Genomic DNA, 14,824 nt, shown 5'->3' with positions numbered 1-14,824 from the left:
AAAACTGCTGCTGCAACTAAAAGCTGCCACTAATTCAACGCTGGATTTTCCGGAAAATTGGCGATGTGGGCGTAGCGCTGGCCGAGGCTGATCACCACCTGGCGCCAAAGATTTTGTTCATCGAGGGTGAACAGTGTTTCTATATCAAACTTATTAGTCACAATCCAACTGTCTTCTTTTATTTCTTCATCAAGCTGTTGCGGTGTCCAACCAGAGTATCCGGCAAAAAATTTAATTTCTTCGGTGCTTAACTGGTAATTGGATACTAAATATTTTACCTGCTCAAAATCGCCGCCCCAGTAAAGGCCATCGGCTATTTCAATGCCGCCTTCTATTTTATCGGGCGCGCAATGGATAAAATGCAGTGTATTTTTGGCTACTGGGCCGCCTTCATAAACAGGCATTTCGGAGTATGATACATCGGGCAATACATCGCCCAATAAATATTCGCTTTGATGGTTCAGGATAAAGCCCATAGCTCCCTCCGCAGAGTATTCTGTTAAAATGATTACTGATCTCCTGAAATTCGGATCCATCATAAAGGGTTCCGAAATAAGTAAATGGCCTGCCGCGGCCGCTATTGGACTAAGCATAAAGTTTAGCTGTTTAATTACGTAACAAGCATAGTAAAAATATGTTCAATTACGAATAATGATTTACATCATTATATACGGTTTAATTAATTTGTAAGTTTGCATTAAAATGAATCAGCAGGAAATACAAAATTTAAGGCAGGATTATAGTGCCTCTACCCTATCAGAAAACAGCACTAAGGGCGATCCTATTAAACAGTTTGAACAATGGTTTAACGAAGCTTTGGAGGCAAAATTGCATGAACCCAACGCCATGACGCTTTCAACTGCCACCGTAACCGGTAAACCTTCGGCACGGATTGTACTTTTAAAAGGCTTTCATGCAGGCGGTTTTATATTCTTTACCAACTACTTAAGCCGCAAGGGCAAAGAGATAGCCAAAAACCCCCAGGGCGCGTTAACATTTTTTTGGGGAGGCCTTGAGCGCCAGGTGCGTATTGAAGGCACTATTGAAAAAGTAAGCAAAGAAGAGTCTGAAAAATATTTCCATTCGCGCCCTAAAGGCAGCCAGGTTGGCGCAATAGTATCTCCCCAAAGCCAGGAAATTGAAAGCCGCGATGCATTGGAGCAAAAGTGGAACGCACTGGAAGCCGAATATGCTGATAAGGAAGTGCCTAAACCATCGTATTGGGGTGGATATATCTTAAACCCGCAATTGGTTGAGTTTTGGCAAGGCCGGCCAAGCCGCATGCACGACCGCATCCTGTATAAAAAAACTGATAAAAAAACCTGGAAAAAAGTACGCCTTGCACCATGAGTTTTGATGATATTAAAAACCTGCTCACCGAAAAATTTGGTGACACCGTTATTACCGGCGAAGAAACAGGCGGTCTGCAACCCGCATTGTTAATTAACCCTGATGATATTGCGGCCGTATGCCTGGAATTGCGGAACAATCCTAAAACTTATTTCGATTTCCTGTCGAGCCTGAGCGGTGTGCATTATAACGACGAAGTAAACCGCTACGGTGTGGTTTATCACCTGGCATCAATCCCCTATAAAACACAGCTTACTTTAAAAATAAGCAAAGCCCATCCAAAAGAAAGTAACGAACTGCCCGAATTTAAAAGCGTGACCCCTGTTTATCGCACTGCCGACTGGCATGAGCGCGAAGCCTATGACATGCTGGGGATCTACTTTGAAGGGCACCCCGATCTTCGCCGGATTTTGCTACCCGACGATTGGGAAGGTTTCCCTTTACGGAAAGATTACCAGAACGCCGAATTTTATAAAGGCATCAGGATAGATTAACCTCAAATAAAGTTTCCTGGCATTAACGGGGCGAAATAAGCTAAGGTAAGCAGTTTGATCACAGCTTTGTTTACTTCATTTTTACAGCGAAAGTAGCCCACAAATGAAAAAAAAAGCTGATTTTTGGTAGCCGGCTATATATCTCAAGCAATATACAACCGGATATAAATTTAACCGGATATAAAATTGGTCATTACAAACCCCAAATACGAAGAAGCACTCCTCAGGTACAATAAAAAGATAGCTGGGGCCAGCGTTGAGGATATGGTACTTAATGTAGGTCCGCAACACCCCTCAACTCACGGGGTTTTACGCCTGGAATTAATTACCGATGGCGAGATAGTAAAAGAGGTGATCCCCCATATTGGCTACCTGCACCGCTGCTTTGAAAAACATGCCGAATCATTAACTTACCAGCAAACCATCCCTTTTACCGACAGGATGGATTACCTGGCTTCGATGAACAACAGCCACGCCTTTGTAATGGGTGTTGAACGGATGATGGGTATTGACAAGGATATTCCTAAGCGTGTGGAGTACATCCGTGTGCTGGTTTGCGAGCTAAACCGCATAGCATCGCACCTGATAGCCATTGGCACTTACGGCATTGACATAGGCGCCTTTACCCCCTTCCTGTGGTGTTTCAGGGACAGGGAGCATATTATGGGGATGCTGGAGTGGGCGTCGGGCTCGCGCATGTTATACAATTACATTTGGGTAGGCGGCTTATTTTACGACCTGCCGGTTGGCTTTGAAGAACGCTGCCGGGATTTTTTGGAGTATTTTAAGCCTAAAATGGTTGAGCTAAACCAATTGCTTACCGACAACCAGGTATTTATTTCGCGCACAGCCAACGTGGGCGTTTTGCCGCTTGATGTAGCTATTAACTATGGCTGCTCGGGCCCTATGTTACGCGCATCGGGCTTAAAATGGGATTTGCGGCGGATTGATAATTATTCGGCCTACCCCGAAATTGATTTTGAAATCCCGATTGGGCAGGGCCTGATGGGCAAAGTTGGCGACTGCTGGGACAGGTACAAGGTACGTGTTGATGAAATTGAGCAATCATTAAGAATAGTTGAACAATGCCTTGACCGTTTGCAGAAAGAATTGAAACGTACGCCTGATTTTGATCCCCGTGCTAAAATGCCCCGCAAAACAATTCCTAAAGCACAGGATTATTATGTACGCTGCGAAGGCGCCAAAGGCGAACTTGGCTTTTATTTTATTACCGACGGCAAATCAGAGATCCCAACCCGTGTAAAATCCCGCGGGCCAAGCTTTAATAATCTTTCGGTGCTGCCCGAGCTATCCAAGGGTGTATTAATTGCCGATTTGATAGCAATTGTAGGTTCTATCGACTTTGTTTTAGGCGAGGTGGATAGGTAGACAACAATTATTATGTCATTGCGAGCGTAGCGCGGCAATCGCACGGAAGCATGACCGCCCTGTACGGTATGCGATTGCTTCGTCGTTCCTCCTCGCAATGACGTGACACTATTGTCAAACAAAAAAAGAGACCCCTCACGGTGTCTCTTCTCATTTTAATATATTAATTTTTATTGAGTGGGCTATTGATGATTACTGGTTATACACTTTAACCATAAACACATAATTTTTGAGTTTGCTACTCTGTTGAGTACGGCTTAATCCAGCTAATTTATTCTTAGTATTCAAATTAAGCGTTTTCGATAATGAATCGGTTGGGATATTTTGTATCGCTTTTAACAGGTAAGTTGATTTTTTAGCAAAATACGCACCTGCAACCTGGGTTTGACGCGCGGTAATAACACCTATCACGTTTCCTTTTTCATCAAGTAATGGTCCACCTGAATTGCCGGGGTTTACCGGAACAGAAATTACATATTCGGTAGTATCGCCCGAATAATTTGCTGCCGATGCTAAATAACCTCCTCCATAAACCATATTATCGGCCGGGTAACCGAGTGTGTATACGCTCTCTCCAAGATCGCCTTCGGCCCTTTTAACGTTATATGGTATAGGGCCAAGGTTTTTAAATGATGGATCATTGATCTGTAAAATAGCCAGGTCATACTGTGGTTCGGTATAAATAACCTTAGCATGAAATGATTCGCCCACGGCATTCTGCACATAAACCGAATCAGCATTTTTAATCACATGGTAGTCTGTAGCCAGGTAACCATTTGATGTAAGCGCAAAACCGGTGCCCCTGAAATTAGCTGGTGTCCTGGTTATTTTGGGTTTTACCGGAGTACGTCCATGGCCTATCTGAGCAACCGTTTTCTCCATGTTGTTGATCTTTTCGCTCAGTTGCTGATATTTTGACTTATCATTATTCAGCTTACCTGTCAGGATCAGGATAGTCAAAACGCCAAAGATCGCAATTGAAGCGGCTACCGATATTTTTGAATGATGATTACGCCACATGCGCACAATCCATACCGGATGGATCATTACTTCTTCTTTCAGCGCATGAACATCAATTTCATTATGAATGGCGTTTAAGCGATTCTCAAGCTCAAGGCGTTCGCCATATTGCTTCAGTAAGCCTATAAATTTAATGTGTTCGGTAACTTTACTTTCAACAGCCGCATCGTTTTTGCGAAGCAACTCAAATTGAACACGTTCTTCGGCGGTCATGCTACCGTCGAGGTACCGTTCAATAAATTCTGTTAGTTGGTTATCACTCATCTCTTGATCTCCTTATTTCTGCTGAAAAAATAGTTTCTTCAGCCTTTGCAGGCATTTGTACTTCTGCGTTTTGGCATTATCCGCATTGGTGTAGCCAAACCGCTCACAGATCTCCTGCATCGATCTGTTTTTTATATAAAAATCTTCCATAATGGTTTTACAGGGTTCGCCTAATAACTGGAGCGCACTCTCCATTTTACCAAACTGGATATCCCTGTCGTTATGGTTATCAATTTCTTCTTCAACGGGTAAGTGTTCTTCAAAGTCCCTGATGTCACCACCATATCGGTTCATTTGGCTCAGCCTTTTAAGCCAAAGCCGCCGGCAAACTGAGTATATATATGTTTTAAGCTTACTGTTTAGCTCAAAATCACCCGCTTTAATTTTATTGTAAAGAACGATAATGGCTTCCTGATAAATATCCTTCGCGTCATCCTCATCGCCATTGTTGTTAATGATCAACTGTAATATCATCGGAAAATAAGTTGTGTAGAGCCTCTTCAGCACTATTTCCGAGTTATTAAGTATTCCAAGAACTATTTCACTATCTGTTGGAGCCGAAGCTTTTAAGTCTTTATTCACTCTTAATACTATTTAGGTCAAATTGTAACCCACTATTATCAAAAAAAATCAAACTAAAATAAATTAATAACATTGGCATTACATTTCATTACCTGTAACAATTGTGTGCTGCATTAATTTAACGTTAATACCGGCAGGTAAACAAGGTAACCCAATGTTAAAAACTATGCAGGCAAATCTGCAATAAAAAAACCGCTTGCAAAAACCGGTACGTAAACTACAAACCCTATGGAATTTACAAAGGTTTAATTTTTATGGGTTACCTTTTCAACTAATGCGTATTAAGTAACAAACGATCACAAAACGTTAACATTTTAAAAATTAAGAAAATGAAAAACACATTTAAATTAGCATTCGTAGCATTAGTTCTGGCAGCTTCTTTTTCAGCTTGTAACGGTGACTCTAAAAAAACTGAAGGTGATACTACTAAAACTACTGTAGTTGACTCAACTAAAGTTGTTACTGACTCTACTAAAACTGACACTACTAAAGTTGTTGCTGATACTACTAAAAAAGACACCACCAAGAAATAATTATTTCTGATAAGATAGAAAGTAGTTAAATATCATTTTTAATCTTTTTCTATTGATTTTTTAGTTATCCATCAATAAAAAAGGTGACTTGTAATTTTTTTTCAAAATTATGGGTTACCTTTTTTTATTTCTGGTATTAAGCTGTAAACTATTAAATCACTTATTAAAAAAATTAAACATGAAAAATTTCAAATTAGGCTTTTTAGCTTTAGCTATCGCTGTTTCTTTCGCTGCTTGTAAAGGTTCTTCATCATCTTCTGCTGCTGATTCAACTAAAGCTGATTCTTCTAAAATGGCTGCTGATACTACTAAAGCTGACACTTCTAAAATGGCTGCTGATACTACTAAAGCTGACACCACTAAAAAAGACACTACTAAAAAGTAATTTAACTTTTTATGTTAAAAAAAACGCCCCCGGTTTTCCGGAGGCGTTTTTTTTTTGCTCAAAACCGCCAAACAATTTCTATTGGTATTGCTTAATGTGATACATAATAAAATATGAAATATTCTGAATGGAAAACGCTTAGTGCCGAGGAGCGTAAAAGTATTGGCTGGCACCGCCATCCGCATATACGCACTGCTACCCTTTTTGCCATAGTTTTTGCGATAACATTTATTATTGTAGTGCTTGGCATAAGTAAAAACAGCGCAATTCATCTTAACCGTAAACCAACTGCAAAGGAAGCTTTTACCATGGCAAAATTATTTGTAAAGGAAAAGCTGAAACAACCTCAAAAAGCGGTTTTTCCTAACAACAGTTTTAAATCGGTTATTGATACAACAATTAATAGCTACGAGGTACAATCAACAGTAAAAATTGAGAACGATAGTGGCAAAATGGAACAATCAGCCTGGGAAGTTAAAATGTTGTATACTGATGGTGACTGGGCCGAGAAAAATAGCTGGCAAGTTAAAAATATAAACATTATCCCTCAACCATAAAACCAACCGCTTAACAGTAATCATAAAAAAGGAGCAGTTATAAAACTGCCCCCCGGTGGTTAATTAGTTATCAATAAATTTAGTGAACAGTATCCCGCAGGGCTTTAATCTCGTCATGAGCGTCAAGCAGTTCACTTTCCTGCTGGCTGATCGTTTCGCGCAGGTAGGCCGGTAAATTTTCGTCTTCAAGCGCGGTACGGTATGCTTTTAAAATGGCATCTTCACCAAATTCGCATTCCTCCAGTACGTTGTGGGTATCATGCCCGGTAAACGCGGCTTTAACATCAAGCCAGGCCCTGTGTATTTTGCCGCTGGTAGTTGTGCTGGTTTCAATGTCTTTTCCAAAAGCACTAACCTCTGTACCCAAAGCAAGCCTGTAACCCTGACTTTGGCCAATAAACCTTGTAAAAAGCGATTTCAGTTCGGTATCGCCATCCTTCAAATCTTTTGAGGCGCGTTGATAGCCCTCAATCCTGTCATTGTTGATCTGTATCAGATCATTTAAAATCTCTACGGTTGCTTGTGTATTTTCCATGATTAGATGTTTTTATATAATATCAACCCCTTTAAAATTAAATTGTTTAATTAATTATATAAAAAATAATCCAAAATGAAAATTAGCTTTTCCCTCTAAATAAAGAGATCACCCAAATAATAATAGCGATAACAATTATTACAGCTATGATACCGGTTACTGCCCCGGCTTTAAAAATATCGCCTATAACCGAGCACCCGCTCATAGTTAATAAGGCGAAAATGAATAATAAAAAATGTGCGTTTTTCATGGTTAATGTTTGATAAAAAGGCATGCAATAATCAGGCCTTTTTAACCTCAGGCTTATTGTCGAAAACCAATTTCGATAACAGGATATTTAAGCTGATTAATTGTATAGCTATATATACAATATGTTTCCGGGGAGGATAAATAAACTGCCGCCTTTAACCGGAATTTAATCTTCGAAATATTTTCTAAATAATCTCAAATTTTTAAAACCAAACACTGCCATAAAGCGTTCATATATATAAGTTATAAACCAATTAAACATATCAATTAATTTATAGAAGGTTACATGTTTACACCGGCTGCCCACAGCAGGTGTGCTGGTTTAGTATAAAATAATTTATTAACAATTTATCTCCAACCAACTATGATAATACCGGTACAACCAAATATTCAATGTGAAAACTGCATTAAATGCGGTAACAGGCCTCATGTTGAACAGCATAAAAAATATTGGGTACTTACATGCCCTAACAAGAGCTGCAAAAATTTTGTAAAAGCGCTCACTATCGACTTTGCCACCTGGAACCGGCTTAACAAAAAGGCCAATGAAATACCGGCTACAACTGAAACCTTAAAACGCACGGCTTAATTACAGGAGAAGGATAGCAAGCGCCATAAATCAACAAAAAATTTTTATGGCTTTAACTCAGATGAGTACATTTACACGCTACTCTACTGGTTAAGCTATGACAAATGCACTTCTATCAATAAATAAAGCAACTGTACGTTTTTTAAATACAACATTATTTACCGGCTTAAGCTTTAGTATAAAAAAAGGCGAAAGCTGGGCCCTTATCGGCGAAAGCGGATCGGGGAAAAGTGCCTTGCTACAAACCATAGCCGGGCGTTTTAATATCACAGGCGGTGAAATAGTTTATCATTTCTGGAATGATTACTCCAAATTTTTCAAGGCCAATGATATTGCCACGCCACATAAGCTTATAGCCCTCGTTGAGCCTAAACATCATTTCCGCAACCTTTCAAACACTACAGATTTCTACTATCAGCAACGCTATAATTCATCCGATTCGGAAGATGCGCTTACGGTTGCAGATTATCTTGATACAATACCACACTTTCCCGGCACCAATACATCCTGGACATTTGAAAGAGTAGTTTCATTATTATGGCTCGAACCACTGCTCAATAAACAGATCATCAAACTATCAAACGGCGAAACCAAACGCTTGATGCTGGCAGCCGCCCTGCTTAAAAATCCCGTATTATTAATGCTCGACAGCCCCTTAACCGGCCTGGATGTAAAAACCCGTGAAGAATTTAATGGCATTATTGAGCAGATCATGGTATCAGGTATTAACATCATAATAGCCACCTCCATCCATGAAATTCCAACTGCTATTACCCATGTCGCCGTGTTAAGCAAAGGGGTTATTATACACGAAAGCCCCAAACAGGATTTTAAAGCAGAACTTTTTGAGCAGGATAAAAGCGATACGATTGATACCAACGAGTTGAATGCCTTACTCAACATCGATAAAAACCCGACCGCTTACAAGCACATTGTAAAAATGGATCAGGTACACATTAAGTATGGCGATAAGGTGGTGCTGGATGATGTAAACTGGCAGATTAACCCTGGAGAACATTGGGCTTTGTTGGGTCCTAACGGGGCGGGCAAATCAACATTGCTAAGCTTAATCAATGGAGATAACCCACAGGCTTATGCTAACAACATTATTTTATTTGATAAAAAACGCGGGACAGGCGAAAGCATCTGGGATATCAAAAAAAAGATCGGCTTCGTATCGCCCGAACTGCATCAATACTTCCCTACTGATAATAGCTGTTTGCAGGTAATCGAGTCGGGCTATTACGACACTCTTGGCTTGTTCAGGCCAAGCAATAAAGACCGTGCAGAAATTGCTTTACGATGGATGAAAGCTTTGGAAATTGAAAAGTACGCTCGCGTATTGCTCAAAAACATCCCGGCAAGTGCACAACGCCTCTGTCTGCTGGCCCGGGCGCTCATTAAAAACCCGGCACTGCTTATTTTTGATGAACCCTGCCAGGGTATGGACGATCATCAGCAACTCCACTTTAAAAACCTGGTTGATACCATTTGCAGCCTGGGTAATGTTACACTTATTTATGTTACCCACTATCAGCATGAAATACCCAACAGTGTTGATAAAGTTTTGAGGTTGGATAAGGGAAAGGTAGTTTCTTGAGCTGAAAGCCAAAAGTTGAAAGCCGAAAGCTGAAGGAATAACAAGCTTTGGGCTTTTTGCTTTAGGCTTTCTGCTTTTCTATCTTTTTTGTCAATTATTTAACAGCCGTTAAAATCAAATTACCAACTTGCGTATATTTGCGTAATATGAATACAGCCGATCTGTTGCAGCGCGCGTTGCGGTTTGATTTTTTAACGCTTGAAGAAGGCGTTTATCTGTATAACAACGCCTCTACTGCCGAGTTGATGTACACAGCCAACGAACTTCGTAAAATACAGGTTCCGCATGGTAAGGTTACCTGGCAAATTGACCGTAATGTTAACACTACTAACGTTTGTATAGCCAATTGCAAGTTTTGTAATTTCTTTCGCCGTCCTGGTCATGAGGAAAGCTATATTACTGATATTGAAACTTATAAAAAGAAGATCGAGGAAACATTTCGGTACGGAGGCGATCAACTGCTGTTACAGGGCGGGCATCACCCCGATCTTGGCTTAAAATTTTATACCGACCTGTTTCGCGAACTGAAACAGCTTTATCCGAAATTAAAACTGCATTCATTAGGTCCGCCGGAAATTGCGCACGTTGCTAAATTAGAAGGCATGCCGCATATTGAGGTACTAAGAGCAATGAAGGAAGCAGGCCTGGATTCATTACCGGGTGCCGGTGCCGAGATCCTGAACGACCGCGTACGCCGCCTGATATCAAAAGGCAAATGCGGCGGTAAGGAATGGCTTGATGTAATGCGTGCCGCTCACCAGCTTAACCTGCCAACATCAGCTACGATGATGTTTGGCCACATTGAAACTATTGAAGAGCGCTTTGAACATTTGGTTTGGATCCGCGAGGTACAGGCCGAAAAACCCGAAGGCAACTATGGTTTTATAGCATTTATCCCCTGGCCTTTTCAGGATGACGGTACTCTTTTACGTAAAGTACGCGGTATCACCAATAATGTTACCGGCGATGAATATATCCGCATGATTGCCTTGAGCCGCATTATGCTGCCCAACGTTAAAAATATCCAGGCTTCGTGGCTTACCGTGGGTAAACAGGTTGCCCAAATTTGCTTGCACGCCGGTGCTAACGATTTTGGATCGATCATGATTGAAGAAAACGTGGTATCCGCAGCCGGTGCACCTCACAGATTTACCGCTAAAGGCATCCAGGAATCCATAAAAGAAGCCGGCTTTGAGCCCCAGCTTCGTACCCAGCGATACGAGTGGCGCGAAATCCCCGTTGAAATTGAAGAACAGGTTATAAATTATTAAGCCCTTAGTAGCAGTGGCAGTTGCAGTAAAAAAATAACTGCAACTAAAAACTGCAACTGCCACTGACTAAATGGAACAATACATAGAGGCCCTAATTTTTGCATCAGAGCAGGCAATCCGGTTGGAGGAGATCATGTATTGCCTCCAGGCTGCTTTTGAGCGCGATTTTGATACACAAGAAGTAACCGATGCCATAGGCAGGATCCACGAAAAATACCAGCATCATAGCTTAGCTATTGAGCTGGTTAAAATTGGCAACGGCTATCAATTCCTCACTAAAAAGGAATATCATGCTGTTATTAACCTTTTGCAGCTGCAACGGTCAAAGAAAAAACTAAGCCAGGCCGCTTTGGAAACCCTGGCTATCATCGCCTACAAACAACCCGTAACTAAGCCCGATATAGAACAGATCAGGGGTGTAAACTGCGACTATTCGATCCAAAAGTTACTCGAAAAAGAGCTAATAGCTATAATTGGCAAATCAGAAGGGCTCGGAAAACCTATCCTTTATGGTACAAGTGCTTTGTTTATGGACTATTTTGGCATTAACAGTATTGAGGAATTACCTCAACTTAAGGACTTTACAAACAATACCGCTACCATTGGCGAGCAATCAGAATAATTTTAATTTCTGTTTTAAAAAAAACCATTTTTCATTATTTTTACTATTGAATCAATAGGGTAAAAGATTTTAGAAACGCTTTTCTTTATCTGATTTTAATTATTATTATTGACAAAGTTTAATTTATAAAATCCATTACAATGGGAGCGCCAAAGAAACCGAACACTAAAAAGATCGAAAACTCAGATAATGATCCTGATGATGATGATGAGTTTGACCCAAAAGTGAAAAAGAAGGTAGTTGATGACGATGATGATGATTTTGACGGACCATTAGATGATGATCTGGGCAGGGGTTACGAGTCATTCGATGACGACGACGAAGACGACTATTAATTCTTTTTAATACATAACATTTACAAAGCATTCAGACTATGCCTCTGGATGCTTTTTTTATTATCTACCGGTAGCGTACAATAAATGAAAGTAACAGAAGTAAAGGACAAAGCAACAAAAAAGGCTTTTTTAGATGTGGCCCGCATCATTTATAAAGATGACGATAACTGGGTTTGCCCGCTTGATAATGATATTGAAGCTGTATTTAACCCGGCAAAAAACAACTTTCATCAACATGGTAAATGTACCCGTTGGATCCTGACAGATGACAATGACCATCTAATTGGCCGGGTTGCTGCTTTTATTAATGAAAAAAAGGCATACAATTACGAGCAGCCAACCGGCGGTATGGGTTTTTTTGAGTGTACCGATAACAAAGAAGCTGCCTTTCTTTTATTTGATACCGCGAGAAACTGGCTTAGGGAAAACGGCATGAAAGCCATGGACGGCCCCATCAACTTTGGCGAAAACGACAACTTTTGGGGCTTGCTGGTTGAAGGCTTCACTCCTCCCTCTTATGGTATGAACTATAATCATCCGTATTACCAGGCCTTTTTTGATGAGTACGGCTTTAAAACCCAGTACGCGCAGATCACTAACCATGTTGACGCTCATAAACCTTTCCCCGAGCGATTTACCAAAATAGCTAATTGGGTAGCAAAAAAGCCCGGATACGATTTCAGGCACTTTGAAATAAAAAAAATAGAAAAATTCGCAGCTGATTTTATTGAGGTTTATAACGATGGATGGAAAGATTTTGAAAACTTTGTTCCTATCACATACGATACGATCATGGAAAGCTTCGAAAAAATGAAACCCCTGATGGACGAAAAATTGATCTGGTTTGCTTATGTTGATGATGAACCGGCATCCTTCATGATCATTTTGCCCGATGCTAACCAGATGCTTAAACCGCTAAACGGCAAACTGGACCTGATAGGTAAACTTAAATTTTTATACTACCGCTGGAAAGGGGTATCCCGCATGCGGGCTATTGTGATGGGCACGAAACAAAAGTACCAGAAGCACGGCCTCGAATCGGCGATGTTTATAAAATTAAAGGAATATGTATTGCCTCTCAAGCGTTATGATGAGCTTGAACTATCCTGGGTAGGCGATTTTAACGACAAAATGATTGCCATCCATGAAGCAGTTGGTGCTACATTTGGCAAAAAGCATTTAACAATGCGTTACATTTTTGATTAGCCCGGTCAAACCGGGCCACCAAATTATGCGGTTACTTTTGAATGTCGAAGTTCTTCAAATAGCTCAATTACTTTTTTTTGCAAATCGATTACTTCAGTTTCACGGTCCATTAAGCGTTTGTTAACGGTTTCAAGCTCGTTAACAAATTTCTGATCCTGTTCGGTATCATTAAATGTAAGCAACTGAACTACTGACATTTCAAACAGGTTTGCTATCTGCTCAAGCCTTGATAAATTAATATCTGTGATCCCTGTTTCAATCTTTGAGAAAGCAGGAATTGAAATATCCAATCTCTTTGCAACATCCTCCTGGCTCCACCCCTTTTGATGACGTAATAATCTGATTTTTTTTCCGAGAGTTTTCATTTGGTTAAATTAATAGTGTAGGTTTCGCAAAAGTTAATTACTTTACAATAATATTTATTATCACGCTAATTATCAACTAATTTGCGTAATTTTTTATTTTAAAGTGTAGTTAATTGTTGCGATTGGCAAATCCCTTAAATTAAAGCAAATAAATCATTCTAAAACATACCTGCTACACGGTATTTTTTCGAGTAATTTAGGTTTGGATTTTCATCCCATTGTAATTTAGTGCGCAAAAAAGCGCAAAAAATTCTTCTTTTTAAAATTAAAATTTCATTTTTGTACTGTAATATTTTTTATTACAGATAAATGAACGGACAATTTCAAATAGCAACCCATGTATTAACCCTGCTTTGCAAACAGCCGGGCGAGCTATTATCGTCTGATTATGTTGCCGGCAGCATGAATGTAAACCCTGTTCTGGTACGTAAAGAAATGCGCAAATTACGCGCCTGTGGGCTTATTGAAAGCAAGGAAGGTAAAACCGGCGGTTATAGCCTGGCTCTCCCCCCGCAAAAAATATCCCTTGCCGATGTTTATAAAGCTGTAAAACTGCCGCCGGCTTTAGGCCAGGCTAAAAATAAGCCCAACCCTGCCTGCCCTGTCGGCAAGCAAATTGGCGCTCACCTTGATCATTTGGCCGATGAGGTTGAAGCAGCCATCGTCAAAAAACTAAGCACCATAACCATTTTTGATTTTGTAAATCAATTTGATTAAAAAAATTTAAAACAAACTGTAACAAATTTAATTACAATATAAAAGCAAAAACAATGAAAATCGCATTAATTGGAGCCACAGGTTTTGTAGGCAAGGCTGTTTTAAACGAAGCGTTACAACGTGGATACGAAGTAACTGCCATAGCCCGTAACCCGAAAACAGATGTTGAAAACCCTAAATTAACACTCAAAACTGCCGATGTATATAAGGTTGATGAGTTAACCGAAGCGTTGAAAGGCCATGATGCTGTTGTAAATTCATTTAATGCCGGCTGGGGTAACCCTAACCTGTACAATGATTTTATTAAAGGGTCAGAGGCTATACAACAGGCCACTAAACAAGCTGGTGTACGCCGCCTGTTGGTTGTAGGCGGCGCGGGCAGTCTTTTTATTGCTCCGGGCGTACAATTAGTTGATAGCCCTCAATTCCCCGCCGAATGGAAAACAGGCGCCACAGCGGCCCGCGACTATCTGAACATTATCAAAAAAGAAGAAGATTTAGACTGGACCTTCCTGAGCCCTGCCATTCACCTGCATCCGGGCACCCGCACAGGTGTATACCGTACCGGTACAGATGAGCCTGTGTTTAACGACAAGCACGAGCATGAAATTTCAGTAGAAGATTTGGCAGTTGCTATATTGGATGAACTGGAAAACAACCAGTTTGTGAAGAGAAGATTTACTGTGGGGTATTAGCCCCCTCTAAATCTCCCCCTAAAGGGGGAGACTTTTAAAAGCGTTCTTCTTAAGCCCTCTCCCTTT

The 14,824-nt window shown here is 40.5% G+C and carries 20 protein-coding genes; 14 read left to right on the top strand and 6 right to left on the bottom strand.

The window, feature by feature from the left end; genetic code table 11:
* Nucleotides 1–29: 29 nt before the first annotated feature.
* Nucleotides 30–593, bottom strand: coding sequence for a YqgE/AlgH family protein (locus tag FHW88_RS06655; protein ID WP_176624059.1), 564 nt, complete (start codon nucleotides 591–593; stop codon nucleotides 30–32).
* 109 nt (nucleotides 594–702) lie between these two features.
* Here FHW88_RS06655 and pdxH point away from each other — a divergent pair, with 109 nt between their 5' ends.
* The 3 genes from pdxH to FHW88_RS06640 all read left to right on the top strand — a co-directional run bounded on the left by pdxH (nucleotide 703) and on the right by FHW88_RS06640 (nucleotide 3,233).
* Nucleotides 703–1,350, top strand: coding sequence for a pyridoxamine 5'-phosphate oxidase (gene pdxH, locus FHW88_RS06650; RefSeq protein ID WP_176624057.1), 648 nt, complete (start codon nucleotides 703–705; stop codon nucleotides 1,348–1,350).
* Nucleotides 1,347–1,844 (top strand): NADH-quinone oxidoreductase subunit C, encoded by a 498-nt coding sequence (locus FHW88_RS06645; protein ID WP_176624055.1) that lies wholly within the window; start codon nucleotides 1,347–1,349, stop codon nucleotides 1,842–1,844. Before pdxH ends, FHW88_RS06645 begins: the two co-directional genes overlap by 4 nt.
* A gap of 264 nt (nucleotides 1,845–2,108) precedes the next feature.
* The gene (locus tag FHW88_RS06640; protein ID WP_176624943.1) at nucleotides 2,109–3,233 is read left to right on the top strand and encodes an NADH-quinone oxidoreductase subunit D; all 1,125 of its coding nucleotides are present in this window, start codon (nucleotides 2,109–2,111) and stop codon (nucleotides 3,231–3,233) included.
* Between the two features lie 192 nt (nucleotides 3,234–3,425).
* Here FHW88_RS06640 and FHW88_RS06635 read toward each other — a convergent pair whose 3' ends face one another.
* Together FHW88_RS06635 and FHW88_RS06630 are read right to left on the bottom strand one after the other, a co-directional pair.
* The gene (locus FHW88_RS06635) at nucleotides 3,426–4,517 is read right to left on the bottom strand and encodes a S1C family serine protease (RefSeq protein WP_090524845.1); all 1,092 of its coding nucleotides are present in this window, start codon (nucleotides 4,515–4,517) and stop codon (nucleotides 3,426–3,428) included.
* A 12-nt stretch (nucleotides 4,518–4,529) separates the two neighbouring features.
* Nucleotides 4,530–5,099: an RNA polymerase sigma factor gene (locus tag FHW88_RS06630; RefSeq protein WP_090524843.1), complete on the bottom strand. Its 570-nt coding sequence runs from the start codon at nucleotides 5,097–5,099 to the stop codon at nucleotides 4,530–4,532.
* Nucleotides 5,100–5,428: 329 nt separating this feature from the next.
* Between FHW88_RS06630 and FHW88_RS06625 the strand changes: the two genes are divergently transcribed.
* The 3 genes from FHW88_RS06625 (at nucleotide 5,429) to FHW88_RS06615 (ending at nucleotide 6,574) form a co-directional block, all read left to right on the top strand.
* Nucleotides 5,429–5,632, top strand: a complete 204-nt coding sequence (locus FHW88_RS06625) for a hypothetical protein (protein WP_090524841.1) — start codon at nucleotides 5,429–5,431, stop codon at nucleotides 5,630–5,632.
* A 178-nt stretch (nucleotides 5,633–5,810) separates the two neighbouring features.
* A complete protein-coding gene (locus tag FHW88_RS06620) occupies nucleotides 5,811–6,017 on the top strand; it encodes a hypothetical protein (protein ID WP_090526183.1) in 207 nt (68 codons plus the stop codon).
* Nucleotides 6,018–6,130: 113 nt separating this feature from the next.
* Nucleotides 6,131–6,574, top strand: a complete 444-nt coding sequence (locus tag FHW88_RS06615) for a hypothetical protein (protein ID WP_090524839.1) — start codon at nucleotides 6,131–6,133, stop codon at nucleotides 6,572–6,574.
* Nucleotides 6,575–6,653: 79 nt separating this feature from the next.
* Here FHW88_RS06615 and FHW88_RS06610 read toward each other — a convergent pair whose 3' ends face one another.
* A complete protein-coding gene (locus tag FHW88_RS06610; RefSeq protein WP_090524838.1) occupies nucleotides 6,654–7,109 on the bottom strand; it encodes a PA2169 family four-helix-bundle protein in 456 nt (151 codons plus the stop codon).
* Nucleotides 7,110–7,191: 82 nt separating this feature from the next.
* On the bottom strand, nucleotides 7,192–7,359 hold the full coding sequence (locus FHW88_RS06605; protein ID WP_175489913.1) for a hypothetical protein: 168 nt from the start codon (nucleotides 7,357–7,359) through the stop codon (nucleotides 7,192–7,194).
* Between the two features lie 363 nt (nucleotides 7,360–7,722).
* Between FHW88_RS06605 and FHW88_RS06600 the strand changes: the two genes are divergently transcribed.
* From FHW88_RS06600 to FHW88_RS06575, 6 genes are all read left to right on the top strand, one after another.
* Nucleotides 7,723–7,947, top strand: a complete 225-nt coding sequence (locus FHW88_RS06600) for a hypothetical protein (RefSeq protein WP_090524834.1) — start codon at nucleotides 7,723–7,725, stop codon at nucleotides 7,945–7,947.
* 97 nt (nucleotides 7,948–8,044) lie between these two features.
* Nucleotides 8,045–9,547 (top strand): ATP-binding cassette domain-containing protein, encoded by a 1,503-nt coding sequence (locus FHW88_RS06595; RefSeq protein WP_176624053.1) that lies wholly within the window; start codon nucleotides 8,045–8,047, stop codon nucleotides 9,545–9,547.
* A gap of 146 nt (nucleotides 9,548–9,693) precedes the next feature.
* Nucleotides 9,694–10,818, top strand: a complete 1,125-nt coding sequence (gene mqnC / locus FHW88_RS06590) for a cyclic dehypoxanthinyl futalosine synthase (protein ID WP_176624050.1) — start codon at nucleotides 9,694–9,696, stop codon at nucleotides 10,816–10,818.
* Between the two features lie 70 nt (nucleotides 10,819–10,888).
* The gene (gene scpB / locus FHW88_RS06585) at nucleotides 10,889–11,440 is read left to right on the top strand and encodes an SMC-Scp complex subunit ScpB (RefSeq protein WP_176624048.1); all 552 of its coding nucleotides are present in this window, start codon (nucleotides 10,889–10,891) and stop codon (nucleotides 11,438–11,440) included.
* A gap of 140 nt (nucleotides 11,441–11,580) precedes the next feature.
* Complete coding sequence (locus tag FHW88_RS06580) at nucleotides 11,581–11,775, top strand: hypothetical protein (protein WP_090524826.1); 195 nt, start codon at nucleotides 11,581–11,583, stop codon at nucleotides 11,773–11,775.
* Between the two features lie 84 nt (nucleotides 11,776–11,859).
* Nucleotides 11,860–12,981 carry a GNAT family N-acetyltransferase gene (locus FHW88_RS06575; RefSeq protein ID WP_176624046.1) on the top strand — a complete coding sequence of 374 codons (1,122 nt, stop codon included), beginning with the start codon at nucleotides 11,860–11,862 and terminating at the stop codon, nucleotides 12,979–12,981.
* 23 nt (nucleotides 12,982–13,004) lie between these two features.
* On the opposite strand, the gene FHW88_RS06570 is transcribed toward FHW88_RS06575, so the two are convergent.
* Nucleotides 13,005–13,346, bottom strand: coding sequence for a helix-turn-helix domain-containing protein (locus FHW88_RS06570; RefSeq protein WP_090524822.1), 342 nt, complete (start codon nucleotides 13,344–13,346; stop codon nucleotides 13,005–13,007).
* Between the two features lie 309 nt (nucleotides 13,347–13,655).
* Between FHW88_RS06570 and FHW88_RS06565 the strand changes: the two genes are divergently transcribed.
* Both FHW88_RS06565 and FHW88_RS06560 read left to right on the top strand, forming a co-directional pair.
* Nucleotides 13,656–14,063, top strand: a complete 408-nt coding sequence (locus FHW88_RS06565; protein WP_176624044.1) for an Rrf2 family transcriptional regulator — start codon at nucleotides 13,656–13,658, stop codon at nucleotides 14,061–14,063.
* Nucleotides 14,064–14,116: 53 nt separating this feature from the next.
* Nucleotides 14,117–14,758: an NAD(P)-dependent oxidoreductase gene (locus tag FHW88_RS06560; protein WP_176624042.1), complete on the top strand. Its 642-nt coding sequence runs from the start codon at nucleotides 14,117–14,119 to the stop codon at nucleotides 14,756–14,758.
* The last annotated feature ends 66 nt before the right edge of the window (nucleotides 14,759–14,824 follow it).

The organism is Mucilaginibacter sp. SG538B, assembly GCF_013376065.1.
Lineage (GTDB): Bacteria > Bacteroidota > Bacteroidia > Sphingobacteriales > Sphingobacteriaceae > Mucilaginibacter > Mucilaginibacter rubeus.
The sequence above is the reverse complement of the archived record's forward strand: the minus strand, read 5'-3'. Positions and strand labels throughout refer to the sequence as shown.